Origin of the sequence: Paenibacillus sp. GYB006, assembly GCF_036577645.1 — a bacterium.
Classification (GTDB): Bacteria; Bacillota; Bacilli; order Paenibacillales; family Paenibacillaceae; genus Paenibacillus.
Genome location: NZ_JARBDA010000012.1, coordinates 1 through 16,717, shown reverse-complemented (window position 1 = coordinate 16,717; position 16,717 = coordinate 1). Strand labels below are relative to the sequence as shown.

General features: G+C 35.2%; 13 protein-coding genes. 6 read left to right on the top strand and 7 right to left on the bottom strand.

Translation table 11 applies throughout. The features are described from left to right. Positions 1 to 11 precede the first annotated feature (11 nt). The 3 genes from PV403_RS19780 to PV403_RS19770 form a co-directional block, all read right to left on the bottom strand. Complete coding sequence (locus PV403_RS19780; RefSeq protein ID WP_213534537.1) at positions 12 to 1,070, bottom strand: hypothetical protein; 1,059 nt, start codon at positions 1,068 to 1,070, stop codon at positions 12 to 14. Positions 1,071 to 1,082: 12 nt separating this feature from the next. Beyond that, positions 1,083 to 1,313: a hypothetical protein gene (locus PV403_RS19775; RefSeq protein WP_191803643.1), complete on the bottom strand. Its 231-nt coding sequence runs from the start codon at positions 1,311 to 1,313 to the stop codon at positions 1,083 to 1,085. A gap of 201 nt (positions 1,314 to 1,514) precedes the next feature. Beyond that, positions 1,515 to 2,147: a hypothetical protein gene (locus PV403_RS19770; protein ID WP_213534538.1), complete on the bottom strand. Its 633-nt coding sequence runs from the start codon at positions 2,145 to 2,147 to the stop codon at positions 1,515 to 1,517. Positions 2,148 to 2,519: 372 nt separating this feature from the next. Between PV403_RS19770 and PV403_RS19765 the strand changes: the two genes are divergently transcribed. Both PV403_RS19765 and PV403_RS19760 read left to right on the top strand, forming a co-directional pair. After that, on the top strand, positions 2,520 to 3,944 hold the full coding sequence (locus PV403_RS19765; RefSeq protein WP_332085705.1) for a hypothetical protein: 1,425 nt from the start codon (positions 2,520 to 2,522) through the stop codon (positions 3,942 to 3,944). 1,043 nt (positions 3,945 to 4,987) lie between these two features. Further along, a complete protein-coding gene (locus PV403_RS19760; RefSeq protein WP_332085704.1) occupies positions 4,988 to 6,199 on the top strand; it encodes a hypothetical protein in 1,212 nt (403 codons plus the stop codon). 1,271 nt (positions 6,200 to 7,470) lie between these two features. On the opposite strand, the gene PV403_RS19755 is transcribed toward PV403_RS19760, so the two are convergent. From PV403_RS19755 to PV403_RS19740, 4 genes are all read right to left on the bottom strand, one after another. After that, the gene (locus PV403_RS19755) at positions 7,471 to 7,914 is read right to left on the bottom strand and encodes a hypothetical protein (protein ID WP_332085703.1); all 444 of its coding nucleotides are present in this window, start codon (positions 7,912 to 7,914) and stop codon (positions 7,471 to 7,473) included. A 553-nt stretch (positions 7,915 to 8,467) separates the two neighbouring features. Then, complete coding sequence (locus PV403_RS19750) at positions 8,468 to 9,046, bottom strand: hypothetical protein (RefSeq protein ID WP_213534544.1); 579 nt, start codon at positions 9,044 to 9,046, stop codon at positions 8,468 to 8,470. Between the two features lie 1,080 nt (positions 9,047 to 10,126). Continuing rightward, positions 10,127 to 10,393 carry a hypothetical protein gene (locus tag PV403_RS19745; RefSeq protein ID WP_160036877.1) on the bottom strand — a complete coding sequence of 89 codons (267 nt, stop codon included), beginning with the start codon at positions 10,391 to 10,393 and terminating at the stop codon, positions 10,127 to 10,129. Between the two features lies 1 nt (position 10,394). Further along, positions 10,395 to 10,679: a hypothetical protein gene (locus PV403_RS19740; protein WP_213534546.1), complete on the bottom strand. Its 285-nt coding sequence runs from the start codon at positions 10,677 to 10,679 to the stop codon at positions 10,395 to 10,397. Positions 10,680 to 10,945: 266 nt separating this feature from the next. Between PV403_RS19740 and mobQ the strand changes: the two genes are divergently transcribed. The 4 genes from mobQ to PV403_RS19720 all read left to right on the top strand — a co-directional run bounded on the left by mobQ (position 10,946) and on the right by PV403_RS19720 (position 16,534). Beyond that, a complete protein-coding gene (gene mobQ / locus PV403_RS19735; protein ID WP_213534548.1) occupies positions 10,946 to 12,913 on the top strand; it encodes a MobQ family relaxase in 1,968 nt (655 codons plus the stop codon). A gap of 9 nt (positions 12,914 to 12,922) precedes the next feature. Then, complete coding sequence (locus PV403_RS19730; RefSeq protein WP_332085702.1) at positions 12,923 to 15,148, top strand: VirD4-like conjugal transfer protein, CD1115 family; 2,226 nt, start codon at positions 12,923 to 12,925, stop codon at positions 15,146 to 15,148. A 104-nt stretch (positions 15,149 to 15,252) separates the two neighbouring features. Beyond that, complete coding sequence (locus PV403_RS19725) at positions 15,253 to 15,441, top strand: hypothetical protein (RefSeq protein ID WP_160036882.1); 189 nt, start codon at positions 15,253 to 15,255, stop codon at positions 15,439 to 15,441. A gap of 1 nt (position 15,442) precedes the next feature. Next, positions 15,443 to 16,534 carry an ArdC family protein gene (locus PV403_RS19720; protein ID WP_332085701.1) on the top strand — a complete coding sequence of 364 codons (1,092 nt, stop codon included), beginning with the start codon at positions 15,443 to 15,445 and terminating at the stop codon, positions 16,532 to 16,534. The last annotated feature ends 183 nt before the right edge of the window (positions 16,535 to 16,717 follow it).

Sequence of the window (16,717 nt, the reverse complement as noted above, 5' to 3'; positions counted from 1 at the left end):
CTCTCCTTTTTTTACATGATATGATTCGCTTTCATCTGCTTCCAGCTTCCGCTCATTTCTTCATATGTCCGCTCACCCACCGTAAGAGGCGAGAAGAGCGCTGTTTTAAAGCTGAAATTGACCTGAGCATTTTCATAGTCGATGCATGCAAACATGAGATGAAACAGTTCCTCATTGTCTAAAATTTTTGTTTTCATTTCATAGCGTCCACCAAGCATATTCTCAATTTGAGAGCTTACAATCTTAACGTCTCTTTCAAGTTCACTAAGCACTTTCTTTCGGTTTGCATTCGTAAATGGACGTGCCAATATAACGTACCTATTTCGTGAGACCATATTTTTACTCTTCTGTATATCATCGATATAATTCAGGTAACTCTTAGTGAGGATCGCCTTCGCATGAGATTCTTCTTTCGCTGTTTTCTCCTCGATATAACTGCCGTAATTCGTAAGGTTAATGGGCTGGGCAATTTGGCTGACCTGAAGGGGTAACATGCTCCTTGGTAAATCATTTAAGAAGGTCTCATAGGCTTGAAAGATCTTCGTTTTTTCCTTCTTATTAAGCAGCGATAAGTTCACACTTGAAACACGGATCACCTTTACGAACCGGTTATCAGTCGTTTCATAGCACTCGGAGTAGATATTTTTTATGCCCAGCTGTTCACGTATATCTTTGACCGCATTCTTTTTTTGTTTACTGCTCATCAGATCACCTTTCATATAGACAAATATTTTTTGTCTTTTATTGAACTGAATTCTCCAAATCACCCGGTGAGTAAAGAAGTTTATGTTTTTACGGTCTGGATGGTGGATCGTCAGAATCAGTAAAAATGTACCCCAAGGTGACAAGCAAATGAGAAGTAGTTGTGCACTAAACGAGTAACCTAACTGAGTGAGATACCAGAGGGCTAAAATTCCAATAGCCATCAGCGGCAATGAGATAAGTAAATCCCGGTACTTGATTAAGGAGAGAATATACTTCTTGGTATCTACATTGAGAGGAAGTTCAATTTTCCCTTCCTCCCTCAGACGGTCCCTGCGTTCTACCGCTGACTGATTATCAAACATCATAAAATCAGCCCCTTAGCCTCCAAGATTGGTTTGGAAATAGTCAACAACCTGTTTTGCCAGTAAGAAAGCAACCAGTCCAGTTACGCAAGTGATCAGTCCTTTTTTAAATCTTGGCTGATTCTCTTCTCCGCCGAACGCTGCCAGCAAACCACATACGAGAATACCAATAGAAAAAAGCGTAATGAACGTCTTAGTGATATCACCAAACAGTGTATTGAATAACCCTTGCAAAGACTCAAACATCCACCATTCCTCCCTTATCATTTGCAATTTCCCTTCTAATAGGAATTTTACTAGACTTCTTCTAACAGTGATATTAGTCAAACCTCCCATGAGAAACTAGCACAATATTACCAATTACTTCCTTATTTTGAATCTGATTAGACTTTTTTCGATTAATTCGGGGATAAAAATAAGAGATCACCTTTTACAAAAGGTGATCCCTTATGTCGATATATTACTGATTATCTGCTCTGCTACTAAATTCAAATAAAATCGGTATGTTCTATTAGTGCTTTTTGCCTTGTTTTTAAGTTCACTTTTCACATTTTCACTCAGAATCAAATTCAAATGAGCCTTTACGCTTATTACATAAGCGTAAGTTTTTATTTCCTCATTCAATATATAATGGGAAAAAAGAGAGCTCACTGTCATCGCGTTTTTCTCACAGTAAGATATAATCTTATCTTTTGTTGCTTTATCAATTGTAATCTCAATATGACTTTTGGACTTCATCTCTTCCTCTAGCTCATCTTGTTCCAGCCTAAATTTATCGCGGTTATTCAGGAAATAGTCTGAAATAAGTAGCCCAAAGAACACACGCCTTGAATATCCGTGTCTATCAATATCTTCTATTTTTGTTTGTACCTGCTCACTGATCGTGGTCGCTGTAGAAACAGTCGTAGTAATGTCACTTGCCAGCGAATCGATGAATCTTTTATCATACACATTCTTTAATATCTCAACTAATGCCAAGGAGATTATATTTCGTTTACTTGTTCCCATCTTATTAGCAGCTAAAGAAATGATCATACCTGCATCCTTATTCAGTGCTAGATTCAGTTTAGGACTAGCCAAGTTATCCCCCCTTAGTTTAATTGGAAAATATTGTTTATTTATCTAAGATATCATCCAGCTCATTCGTAATCAAACAAGTTTTTCCTATAATTACATTGTTGTTTATATCAATAGGTATGTACACATGATCAGTTGCAATATTAATGATGGGTAAATAAAAATATAAAACCAAGAAGGTTTTTTCGGTGAATTTTTAATTAGCAGTAGATTTCTCAGTACTCCTGTGATGTGCTCCGCATACTCTTTTTTATTTCACCTGAATTATGGCTGAAAGGACGTTTCTACGCTCACAAACATGCGAAGTAAGGGATAATTTCCTAATCTTAATTTGTTATATTTATGATAAACTGTAGGTTATATGGAGGTGTAAATATGATTCAACAACATGTGCCTCATTATTTTCTTAATCAAGTTGTATCTGAATTAGGAGAACCGTGTGAAGCGATATATAACGAATTAAAAGAAGGAAATATACGAGAGTTTCTTAAAGACATTATCTCGACAGAATTCACGCCTGCCAATACAAAAGAAATACGGCGTGGTACTAATAAATTAGCTCAAGCTACAAAGAAGAGATGGTACAAATCTTTAGCAGATAGTGTTAAGAAAACAAAAAAATCAAAAAAAACGGAAATATTAAAAGAGATTGCATTACTTGAATCTTTAATTGATATGTATGGTTTCTCTGAATTTAAGAAGCTGCATAACGTAGAAACCATGGATGAATTAATTAAGAAAAGATTAGATGAAGTTGCGAAATGGTGTAGTGATAAGGAATCGAGGCTTATGGATTACAAATACATAAGAGATAAAACTCCTACACAAATAAAGAAAGCACTTCGGTATGATGCGATTATTGCAATTGCTGATGTCCTAATAAAAAACTTTGATGGAAATCTAAATAAAATCATTATCGACCAGCCTTTAAAATATGCTGATCACCCGGTTGGAAATACAAGTCTAACCAAGATGAAATTAACGGATAAGAGCGTTCTCATCGATAATAAACTGCATTACATTAGTGAATATCGTCCTGGCGAAGATTATTCTCTTCATACATTAGTAAGCCAAGAACTTCTTAGCGAAGAGAAGATACTAAGGTCTATAGATAATACAGATTTAGAGATTTTCCGCTCCGTAATATCCCTACGGGACAATAAACAGTTTTTTGAGAACCGAAAAGTGTATGTTACGATTGGCGACTTAGTTAGAGCAACCTATGGATCCGATAACAAAAAAAACTATAATGCTGTTAAAGAACGACTTATGAAGATGGCTAACGTAACTTTCAATGTCATTGAGCCGAATAGGACATTAGTGTTTGGTATATTTGATCGCTTGGATATTCAGCCACTTGGTAATGGTGAAATTGCAGAGATCACGATTAATGAAGAAATTCATCAGAACTATGTAAAAGGGCAGGTAATACGAGCTTATAGCGATAGACTCGCTTCATTTCAAAATAAAGCTTCTCAGACACTAATTTTCCCTTTACAAAAAGAGCGTTTCCTGTGTTACTTTAGACAGACGGGATACTCTGCAACCTTTGATTACACTTACTTCATTCATAAGGTGCAATTCCGGAGTAAACGAAAAGATGTAAACCTAGCCCTGATAGAGCAATGTTTACAGGACTTTGTCACCCAAAAGGTAACCGTAGAGTCTTATGAACGTAAACGGGATTCATTTCTCATCAATTTCTTCCCTGTGGAAACCTATGAAGTAGAAGACTTACTAGGGAACCAGCAATTAACTCATTTTATTGAAGAAGTTCCCGAACAAATTAATTTAAAGTAAATATAGACGTTTCATGAAGAGAGCTAGCTTGTAATGGCTCTCTTTTTTCTCTTCCAATTTTCCGCTCTTTTTTATCATCCTCTAGACAGCATAATACTAACCCAATTTTAAATACATAAATTTAATGATTTAAAGGTAAAAAATTCAGCCAATTTTCCGCTCTTTTATAAAAACTAGGCCAAATCTCCGCTCCTTTTATATAATATCAGCCAAATCTCCGCTCCTTTTAAAAACTCAGCCAATTTTCCGCTCTTTTTTCTTCATTTCGATACTTTTTGCTATATATATTAAAATATTTTACGAAATTCTCATTTATAACATGAGCCAAAAAGGACTATAAAAATAAAAAACTCTTCCAAAGTTCCGCTCTTTTTATTATTTTACGCTACTTTCTAGTGATCTTGAGTCTATTTGAGTCTATTTTTAATAGTGTTTCTCATTTTTTCAGCCAATTTTCCGCTCTTTTTTTTCTAAAAAAATTTTAATTAAGATTTATAGTACAAAGAACCCTTGATACTCAAGGGTTCTTTGTAAATTCAGCCAAATCTCCGCTACTTATGTACATATCAAATCTCTATATACTTCAAGGGATTTCAGTTTTTTGAGCCAAATTTCCGCTCTTTTCTCATCTATTTACCGACTAAATCTGCAATGATATAATAACTTCTAGGTTAAGAAATCGACCAATTATTTCCTTTTACATAATTAAGTACTTTATAAAAATACATTAAACTTCAATATAGTGAATGATATAAAGATATTCGTCAGTGCATTGTCTCAAAAAGCGATTAATTTCGAATTTTCGCTGAATCCAATGCTGAATGTTTGAAACAATTTCTACCAAAAGAAAAGAACCCAACCTTTTAAAGTCTAAAAGTGTCGAGTTTGGCGACCAGCACTTATAAGACTTGGAGAGAAAAGTCGGGATCTTGGTTTTGCTTTATGAAACTGTGACTCAATTATATCACGGGTTGAATAAAAGAGAAAGCCGAGGCCCTTAATTTTTCTATGCCTTTTTGGGTTGGATTAAGGAGAGGCTATTTATGAAACATCACCCTGATTTATTCGATGCAAGAACCCTTCAAAATGATACTCGCCTTCTCTTTAAACTCAAACTACTCCTAGGAACAGTTTGTGCGTATGGAGGCGAAATCCCTCTTTCCAAATCAGAACTTGCTAAAAGAATGAAAACATCCGGATACCGGATCAACGTTCTCCTCCAAAAATTAGTTTGTGAAGGTATTGTTCATTCTGATGACAATGGCAAACTATTCTTCAATAAATTTATTTTTATTCAAGAGAAGGAGTCTACTAATAAAGAAGACTTATACTCTAAAAATTTCAATTTCTTCAATTCCGATGAATTTCTAAGTGAAGAACGCAATGTGCAGCGTCTTGTTCTCCATTATGTGGGTAAAGAGCTAGTTTATATCCCTGGGAATTTCAGATGGGGTTATATTAGTGATCTTTATGGTCCTTTAGGACTTTTAAATATACGTACTAGAAAAGAAGCTTTACGCATTTTAGAGAAAGCTTCCAAATATTTAAAAATGAAAATCTATAAAGATAACTTTCAAGTACTAAGCGTTCATCAGGAATGGTTAGATATGGGTGAAGTATATTCTGAAGGTGCTGAGCTGTGGGTTTTAAAACAGCTGAAAAAGCATCGTTTTTGCTGTGACTTTCTATCTCGTAAAGCAGTATGGCAAATAGCTAAAGTAATGGAAGATTACTATGCAAAATTTGGCTATGAGTATGCAACAGAAATTTTTGATACGGCTCTTTTCAATATTCAAAAAGACAAAATGCGTTCTCATCATTTTTTCAAGATGATTTATAAGGAAGAAAATGAGTTCACCGTAAATGAAGAGAAAAATGAACTGGATGAAATAAGTGCTTACTTTCGGGCCGTTATGGAATCGGCTGAAATCAATTATGCAGTACAATTATCCATTGATTTAGAAGGAATCAACAATAAGAAAAAAGCAGCTGAAAGTAATCTATTTGAAGATGGTAAACTTTCACAAAAGAACAATGAAATTGTGGAAGAAGCTAGCAAGCAGCGTGAAAGCATTATCAGTAGACTTAATCATATTCACTATTGCTGGTTAAGTAGAGTTCATCAGGATCCTGAGTGGTTTATAGAGAATTACTACCGTATTAAATCTCTTCCAGCGCCTATTTTAGAAATAAAACAAGAGATTGAAAGACTGATAGCGGCTAAAAATAAAAAAGACCGACGTTATGCTATCTAGTTTTTAAAATCTTATCTAAGTAGGCTTTTTCCTGTGTCTTTTTCTAGCTTTCTTGTTAAAAGCACACATACATTACGCAGTGGGATTCTATTACATAGAAGCGACTGCTTTTTGGTGTGTCGTTTTTTACTATCGCTATCCTACTTTATATGTTTAGCAAGATTAAGAGTAGCATCCAGAAGGGTAGGATACGATCTACTAGTAATTATTCTATCCAGTAAAAGGATTTTTTAATCATAATGTTGTGGATAACTATTTTTATATCGTGGCTATTTTAATTTTGTTTGTTCATTACTACTTCTTATACTGTTTATTACTAGACTATGATTATGAATAATCTGTTCATTCTTAGGGAATAAGCTTATTTCTATGTGTAAGCTTCTAATAGGGGAGTGTTTAAACAAAGTATCTTTCTTTTTCTCAATCTTCGGAATCGTAGGAACCCAGTCGTACCAAGGTTTTTTTAGCAATTTTTTATGCTCTAAAAAGGTATTAACTAAATGTTTTGACTTATGATATTAAAGAAATGTTTTAAGAAATGATTTTAAGAAATGGTGTTGTAGAATTGTTTTAATGATGCTTATCTCCACCTATAAAATATATATTTCAAAGGGATTTGAATATGAAAGGCATAAAAGAGAGTCATGACTGAATCATATAGACTGAAGTTGCTTTTGGTGGAATCAGAGCATAACTAAACTCATAATCGTACGTAATCCACTAGAAATATAGTTTGGTTTAGAACAGATCAACCGTAAAGATCGGTAGAAACTTGAGAAGCGCTCTAGAAAGAGGAAGAAAAGCGAGGAAGCAAATATTTGATCTAGATAGTAAGTTATATAGGCAGCTTATAAGATATGCCGAGTAGAAAGTTACTACCCTTAAAAATATCAGAATTATGATTAACACTATAAGGTATAGCTGACTAATACAAATAATAATAGGCATTAGTATTTTATATGATAAAAAACAAAAAACCTCTTCTCAGAGGTCACCATTAAACTTTTTGAGAAATTTTCTTAATATTCTTATAACGACGAAATGCAAGTAAGAGTGAGGTTAGAGTACACATGATTGATACAAAAAAATCTTGAGCTTTAATTAGGTCTTCAATCAGCGAAGAGGTTCCAAGGAAGAACAAAGTTAATATCATGATGTCATCAAATGTAGGTTTCATATTTTAAAATTTCTTGTACGACCAATTAATAATTAAGCTACTAATGATACCAAAGCCAATTACCCAATAGAAAAACATCGATACACCTCCAAAATTAAACCAAATATTCGGCTGAATGAAATATTACATAATTTTTTGAATTGCCACTCTCATAAATATCATCCCAATAAAAATCTTTCTCAATCTCATCAATTAGATTCCTATCTGTTGTGTAGTAATGTTCTTCAGGCATAAGAACAATAGCTATAAGGTTTTCGTTGAATAGTTTCAATAATGGTCTGATAAATTTCTCGCCTGAATTAATGGCTTTGATTTCATTTAATATAATAAAGAACGAATCGTGCGCTAAAAGCTGAGGAGAGTCATCATAATTTACAAATTCAGATAGTTTAATGAATAGTTGATCTTGAGATGAAGAAATAATCGTAATTTCTAGAGACATATTCAGCAGATTATAACTGATTAGAGATGTTGGATCGACTGACTTCACTTTATTTGTAAAATCTTCTTTTGATTTGTAGACACGTTGAATATTCATAAGATGGCAACCTCTTTCTTATCATTCTCTTTACTATAACCTGAACCTTGGTAATTCTATAGATGTAAATAACCCTCTACATATCTATCTAAATTACTAGAATAGTTAACTTAGAATGTGAAGATGATACCAATGATAGGACTGTAAACTTGCTGCTACATATTTAACTGAAGGATATAGGTATTTAAAAATTACATTTCTCTGACGAGAACGTATAAATAGATTTAGAAAAAGTGGCATTTAAAAATATATCCCTTTATCTACTAGGATCAATTCAAACCCGCTCTATAGCTGTTAGAATGCCTTAGGATAATCTAATCGTAGAATTAGATACTTAACTAATACCGATAGCGGAAACAGATGTTCTAAACAAGCTTCAATTTTGCTTCAGAGGTTCTATTTTTTAAACGCATAGTTTTATTGCAAAAGCTCTACGCTGAATTTCATTATAAATATGCTCCTGAGTATTCGTAAAAACCGGTAAGAGAAAGTGTCTCTCTAACCGGTTGAAATTAATCACTTATTTATATGCGGTAGCTCATTGAGCAGTAATCTATAAGATGTCGAAAGATGCTTCATTTATCTCCCATCGATCGTTATTATCTATAAAATCTAAAATAAGAAGTGTTGGAGGAGACTCAGATTCGCCATCTAAGTATACATAATTTTCTACTATGTATACTGTGTATGTATTATCTTTACTATCATAATCATAGAAATGAAAACGGAAACTATCCAACGTTTTATCTTTAAAAAAGATTTCATAATAATCATCTATTAATATTTCGTTATCTTTTTCAACGATCATGTCTTCGGGTAACAATTTACGGAGTTTGTCTTTATCTTCTGTTATTTGTGCTTGAATAAAATCCAATGAAATTTTACTTATAGAAGAAATATCTTCTTTCTCTTTGTTAAGATTCTTTATATGTATATTAAGTTGGTTTATTTCCTGATTTAATTCTTTTATATTCTCTTCTTTCTCATTTATTTTCTCGTTTATTTCCTTACTTATTTCTTCAGTGAAATTTAATTTTCTTTCTTCTAACCGACTATCATATAAGTCGGATTTTTGAGAACATGCTGTAAGTAGTGTCAAACTGCAAATAGCTAATAACAATAATTTCTTCACGATTTTCCCCCAATATTTAATTCACTCATAACACACTAATTGATGAGTTAGTCGCAGAATTGCTTATTCAACAAACATATCCAGTGAGCTTAAGTATTCTACATTAAATATATAGAGAGTGCAAGGATGGAGTTCAAGTAATCGCAATTCAATAAATGTTAATAACACTACAAGTTTTGTCCTAAGTCAACGACTAGAACAAGACCAGACTTGTAGTAATACAAAAACTATTTTGTTGATATCCACTCCATAGTCTAATTTTGTTTTTAAAACCGAAAAATATCTTAAGATATATGAAAAAAGATAGTTTTAACGTAACGATTCCAATTGAGTACTAGTTGTTTCTTGTTTTTGATTCTTCCCGGTATCCTTGTCTTTCTGTAAATCTTTTTGTTTAACTGGATCTAAAGCTTTGTTTAGAGTTCTCTCTTTTTCTCTATAGTGATCCATCTCCTTCTGATACGTTTCCGGATTTTTTGAATATGATTGATTACTGTTACTAATCTTTCCTTTTGAGGAATATCGATTTTTTAGCAAATAGTTTCTCTATCTTGTCTACCTCTTCTGAGTACTTTTTATATAAAAGCGAACTATTTTCAAGTTTAGTTTTAAGTGAGTCAATTTTGCTTTTTGTTTCTGCTAGATGCAGTACATACCTTCTGGGTTCAAGTTTTAAATAATACATGGCAAGTAAGATTTCTTTTTTCTTTGTATTACTGATATTACTGTTAAGTTTAACCTCAACGAGATAAAGCTTTTTGAGTTCTTCCTTATTGTTGTCAGGATCTTTATTTAGTTTCTCTTTTAGTGAATTCAGATATGTTTTGCTGCTACGAGGGTTTTTAACGAAAACCGTCCAGATCCCATTCCTAGATCTGGACGGAATGAAGTAAATCTTGTCAGATGTTTGTTCATTTTGGTTTAATTTTTCTTCCTCGTATTTCTGCAGTTTACTTCTCTGCCTATAAACAAGTTCCTCAATAACTTCGATGACCTGATCAATACTTAATCATGGTATGATTAAGATTTAAATGAATCTCTTGCATCCAACACAGTACCCTCCTTACGAAACAAGAGTAGTTAATCTTTGTTCCTATATTTAGTAGGGGTGTTTTTTGAAATGAAATCAGAGAATATTTTAAATAATTCTTCGCGCTGTTTTATAGTTAAATGTTCAATTCCAAAATACTTCTCTGCTAAAGCACCGGTCTGTATTAAACGATTTGCTCTTTGTTTTCTTTCTTTTTCAGAGCTTAGCTTCATTAATCGGTGTTGTCTCTCTTTTAGCTGCTGGATTTTTAGATCTATGTCTGTTATGGGTGTCTTCTTTGTTTCATCATGACTCATCCTAAGCACTCGTTGAACCTGCTTGGCTATAGATACTTTCGTCAGTCAAATCCTCCTTTAAACCTTTATTATTTCCTCCCATGTTCCTAAATGCGTTTTTAGCTTCAGATTGAAACTGATCTATCAATTTTTTTGCCTGCTCTATATCCTCTACTTCCCATGAATCCATTACATATTCCCCGATCTCCTTTTGGGCCTGCTCTATGATCTTCTTCTGTTTTTCTCTTAGTTCCTTGATTTGTTCTTCTAGTTTTTGTACTTGTCCTAACTTACTTTTCTTCGCCATTTTCATTTCCTCCTCATGAATAACAATCGATTTATTGATCCCTATTTTACTGGTAAATAAGAAGGAAGTCTACTAATAAATGGTAATTTGTGATACGATAGGTCACAAGAGCGAAGCGAGAGTGCCCATTTATACCCCTGCTTTGCAGGGAATGGGACTCGCCTTCTGCTCGATCTCATTCACTAACCGTGAATGACTTTCCCTTAGGAAAGTAAATTTACCTAACGGCAAATAACCCGCAGGGGCTTTTGGAAGGTGGTGAAGACATGGGTTACTTTTACTTTAGCTCACAGATCTTAAACCGAGCGAGTCATTCCGCTGTCGCGGCCGCAGCTTATCGCAGCGGAGAGACGCTCTATTCAGAGCGCGATGGATTGACTAAAAACTATGGTGAAAGAATTGTCCAGCCGCAGTGCTTTATTTTAAAACCAAAGCATGCTCCTGATTGGGTTATGGACCGGGAACGTCTATGGAACGAAGTTGAGAAAATTGAGAAACAAAAGAATGCACAAATGGTTAGGGAGATTCGCTTAGCCCTTCCTACTGTGTTAAGTGAGGAAGATCAGAAGGAGTTGCTTCTCGAATTTTGTAAAAAGAATTTTTCAGATGAAGGTATGGTAGCAGATATTGCAATTCATAGAGACAAAGAAAAGAATCCTCATGCCCATGTCATGCTTACTATGCGTCCTTTTAATGAAGATGGTTCTTGGGGGAACAAGCGTAAAAAGATTAACCAGGAAGTCAGTGGGGTGATCAAAAAGGTAAGTGTTCACCTTACAGATTGGAATGAGAAAGAAACGTTATCTCGCTGGCGTAAAAATTATGCAGAAATAATTAATGAGAAGCTGAACATACGCGGTATAGATGATCAGGTTTCTCATGAGAGTTATAAGAAGCAGGGCCTTGATCGGATTCCGGAGATAAGGCTAGAGAGAACAGCTTATCGTTATGAAATGCAGTTAAAAGATAAAGCAGCTAGGAACAAAACTCTATATGAACCTGCCACTTTTTACGGGAAAATTAATGAAGAAATAAGGCAGCTGAATGCACAACTCGGTAAACTGAGTGATGATAGAAGGAAACAAGTTATCTCGATTTCTGAGTACCAAAACGAAAAAACACTTAAAGAGCAAATCAAGCTGGTTCGCACAAGCAGACAGCTTAGTGTAGAAGAAAAATCAGCTTTACAGATGGTTGCCCAAAGATCTAAAAGCTATGTAGACTTCCGAATCGCTAAGCATATTAAAGATGAAATTGAACAAGGAAGCTGGAAGAAAAAAATTGAAAGTGATAGAGTGAAAATCCTTTCAGAAAAAAATCTCCTCAGTAAAGCGTATAAAGCGTTTCAGGAAGATCCAAAACAGGTACTGAAATTTGGTTTCACACCTACTCATTTTTTAGCTCAGATGAAAAATAAAGTTACTAGCATAAAAGTAATGGAACAAAAAAATAGTGAAGATCTTAGGAAATACAGCTTACTGCTTGATAAATCTGTAAAAGCATTAGAGGTGCAGAGAGAACTCACGGAAAAAGAATTTTTAGTTTTATATCAAGTGAATTATAAGATTCCAGTAGATGAGATGTACCATGCAGTTCAGTATTTTAAGGATACTAGTCAGGTTTTAAACAAAGAAGAGATATCTAAGTATGCCAAGTCTAAGGGAAATGAGATTCATAAGAATGTACCTTCTCTTTCTGATCAAACTAAAAATATCTCAAAGAGTATTTTCATTTTAGATCGCGCAATTCAAAAACAAAGAAAAGTAATCTTAAACTCTTTACAAGAACAAAAGTATGATCTTGTTTATGAGGCTAATAAAAAAGTAGAGCAGTATAAACTCCAAAGAGAGAGACACGAAAAAGACCTAGCTGGTAATGTTGGGCTGATTAAAGTGGAGTTACAAAGTCATTATTCGGATTCCCTTGAATCAATTAAAAATGCTGAATTGATATTGCAGCTTAAAGATCGTCATGAGAAGGGACTTAGTACAGGAAGAGTTGATCAAGATTTGCATCTTATTATCAGTAAATTTGAAAAGGAAAATGCGAATACTTCAGATCAAACCTTAACACCAGAGAAGCAAATAGAAAAAGCATATTCGCAACATATTGTTTCTGGATTACTTCAAGTTTTAGATCAGGTAGAGCGGGCAAACAAAAACAAAAAACGAGGAAAAGATCCTACGGAGAAAAAGCAACGCAGAAGATATAGAGGTCAGCATTTGGATCATTAAGGGGGAAATATGGTATTTAAGAAAAAAGCATGGAAACCCATTTTTGTAAGTATTCTTTTAAGCCTAATATTTTCATATCTGCTCATGGTTGGCTTTTATTTCATTGGTCCAGGGGGGGATATTACAGAACTCATATTAGATCCATCTACCGTTATTCCATTTAGCTATACGCAGGAAAATTTGAAAGTGATATTCTCTTTTACACCGTTCATTATCTTAGGTGCGCTGCTTTACAGTATGAAGACGTCAATTTTAGTTCCAAAACTTATTGATGCCAGTGATTTTGGACTCCACGGGACATCGAAGTGGGGACAGCCATCTGATGTTATTAATGGAAAAACCTTTTCAAAAAGAAATTCATATCAGAGTGATCCAATGAGTGCGTTTAAGATGGAACCGGGAATTATTTTGGGTAAAGTCCCCAGTAAAAAAGAACTTATTATCATGCCCAAAGGGACCAATGTTGATAATCGTAACGTCCTTGTAATTGGTTCATCCGGTTCAGGGAAAGGGCAAGCGTATGTGTTTCCTAACATGCTAAATCATATAGATGAAACCATTATAGTAACAGACCCTAAAGGGGAAATTTATGAAGCTACCCATCAGCTCAAACGAGATCAAGGGTATAACGTATATCAAATCGATTTCGTAAACTTTTCTGAAGATGTAGGCTATAATCCGCTGGATTATGTAGAAGATGACGAGGATGCACGTGCCGTGGCAAATACGATCGCATCGAATGCGGTTGATGATGGTAAACGGGATTTTTGGAGTGAATCTGCTATCGCATATTTTGCAGCAATCATTCTGTACATCAAAACAGAATATGGTACTGAGGCAACAATGACTCATGTAGTGCATTTCACAGCGAAAGCTGGGAAGAACGAAGAATTCCTTGAACAGTTACTTGAAAATTTGCCAAAAGACCATCCAGCATATGACATGTTTACGCTTGCTAATATGAGCGCTGGGAATACCAGAACCGGGATAATGTCAACCTTGGCACAGCAGATCGGAATCTTTGCCATGCATAAGATAGCTAAATTTACAGCAAAAAGTGCATTTAACTTTAGGGATCTACAGCAGCAGAAGACGATTCTCTATATCAAAGTACGTATGAAGAGTAATCCATTTAAGCAGCTTACGGCTATTTTTATGGAACAGCTTATCGACACATTTTATAATATCGCAGACGAAAACCATTCACGGCTTCCGATTGATTCTATTTTTTTACTAGATGAATTTGCAAACATTGGGAGAATCAACGGGTATCCAAATATTCTGGCCACTTGCCGCGGACTCGGGATGTCATTGCACACTGTTATTCAAGATATTGGGCAATTAGAAGATAAACGCATGTATGGTCCAGACATGGCACGTTCTATTATTAACAACCATGACACTACGCTGTTTCTTCGCACCAAGGATACAAAGACTGCTAAGTATTTTAGTGATGTTGCGGGGGAGACAACGATTAAACATAGACAGAGAAGTACTTCATTTGGAGAAAAAAATGCATCGAAAAGTGTGTCAGAACAGTATGTAAAGCGGCCACTCATTACGCAAGGGGAGCTACTCAATGTAAATCCTGCAATATGCTATCTATTCGTTAATGGATATTTTCCTTTAAAACTAGAGAAATCTTATCAGTTTAAAATATACGGCGAATTCTTATTTGGTAAGGATCGTAGGCCAAGTTATGAGCAGTTTTACAGAGAAAAATTCCTTAAAACATTTGGTAAGAGTCATAAGAAGGCAGATAAAGAAATTTCAGTAGCTTATACAGCTCAGAATACAATTACAGAGAAATTACAAGAAGATGGTTATGACCAAGAATTAGAGGCTCAAATGATAGCTCTAGAAGCTGAAATGGAAGTCCCACAAGAAGAAGAGCAGCATTATGTAGAAGAACTGGATGAGGGCGAGGAAATCTCAGAAGAAGAATTAAGCATGCTTTTAGGAAATGTTTCTGCAGAACCAGAGTTCAGGAATACGGAGGATCTTTGGAATGAAAATACCACTTCTGAACTGGATACTGACAGTGATGAAGAAGTTCAGGCTGCTTTTCGGGAGCTAGAAGAAGCACTAAGCAAAATTGATGATAGTGATCCTGATGCAGATGCATTAATGGATGTACTTAACGAGCTAACAGTAGAAACAGCTCCAGATCAAAAAGATAATGGAGAAGGAAAAGAGCTTAAAAATACAGATGATGAAGATGATCTACCTATGTAATGAAAGGAGAGATACCGATGAAATGCATCCGCTTCTTATAACAGAGAATTTTGAATATAGTACCACAGATAAAAGTATGAATCATAACAGAGAGGGGAAGCAGCATGTACTATCAATATTATGAGATCGTTGGTAGCGAAAAACCTATATATCTGGCTAAACCGGCTGGGTATCTAACCTATGAAGAAATTCCAAATGAAGATCTGCTGACCTATGAAGAAATCGCCTATCTCGAAAAAATAGAAAACGGGGTTAAATTATACGAACCTCTATACCTGAAAGAGGGTGAATAAAGTGCCTTTTCCTAAGTCTAAAGAGTATGAAGCGAAGATGGCTGAGATACAAAAACAAGTGGACCAAGCCATAGATCGAATATTTAAAAATAATGAATTTCAGCATTTTCTAGAAGTAGCCTCTAAATTTCCGAAATATAGCTTAAATAACGTAGTGATGATATATTCTCAAAAACCCGATGCTACTATGGTGCAGGGATATAGAAGCTGGGAGGAGATGGGCAGACAGGTCCAGAAGGGGGAATCGGCTATTAAAATTTTTGCTCCTACATTTACGAAAATGGAGGTGACTAAAATAGATCCGGTTTCGCAGCGTCCGCAGCTTGATAACAAGGGAAAAGAGATTACGGAAAAGGTAGAGAAGATTACTGGTTTTAAGGGTGTAAATGTGTTTGACGTGAGCCAAACAAAGGGCAAGGAAATTGTTAATGTCCGGCAGTTCATTCGTGATGATATTAAAGACAGTAATGGAGCAGCTAAAATGTACCTTCAGCTTTCAGAGCACCTTGGTAAGAAAATGGATATAAGGGAAATGGCCGATGATTTTAAAGAAAATCCTAACGCTCGAGGTTATTATGACCGCGCGAACCATGCAATTCGGATTAACCCTGCTATCCCTAATTCAACATTGAAATTCAAAACATTAGTTCATGAGTATGCGCATTCGCAGCTTCACCGAATGGACAGCCCGTTAAAAGACCTACCAAGGGGACATAAGGAAGCACAGGCAGAAGCTACAGCGTTTATGGTTACAAAGTATTACGGTCTTGATACGGAGGCATATAGCGCCGGTTACATTGCAACATGGACCAAGGATATGAAGCTAGCAAAACAAGCACTTGGGGAGATACAGAAAACAGCAAATAATATCATCAGGGAGATCGACCATCTGGATAGAGAACATATTCAAGAAGTCATAAAAAAGCAAACTCTTGGAAGATCTATTTCACCTGGACAACCAAATCCTAATATAGATGCTGCTAGAGAAGTGGCTGTAACACGCTTAGATAAAAGTGAAGAACAGCACTTAAAAGAGCAAGACAAATCCAGTACAGCAGAAAGCGAGAAGACGAGACCAGAATTAGAACGATAACTAAGGTGAAATTAGAATGAGAAAGACAACTCATGCATTTTATGAGTTGTCTTTTTCATGTGCGCCCGGCATGGGCGATAACTAGGTGGTGCAAGTCCACTACAGGCTTGGCAGTAGGAACTGTTAGCTAAAGGCAAGGGTGTCCGCCGCGAGGCGGAATCTGAAGGAAGCCGGAGGCAAACC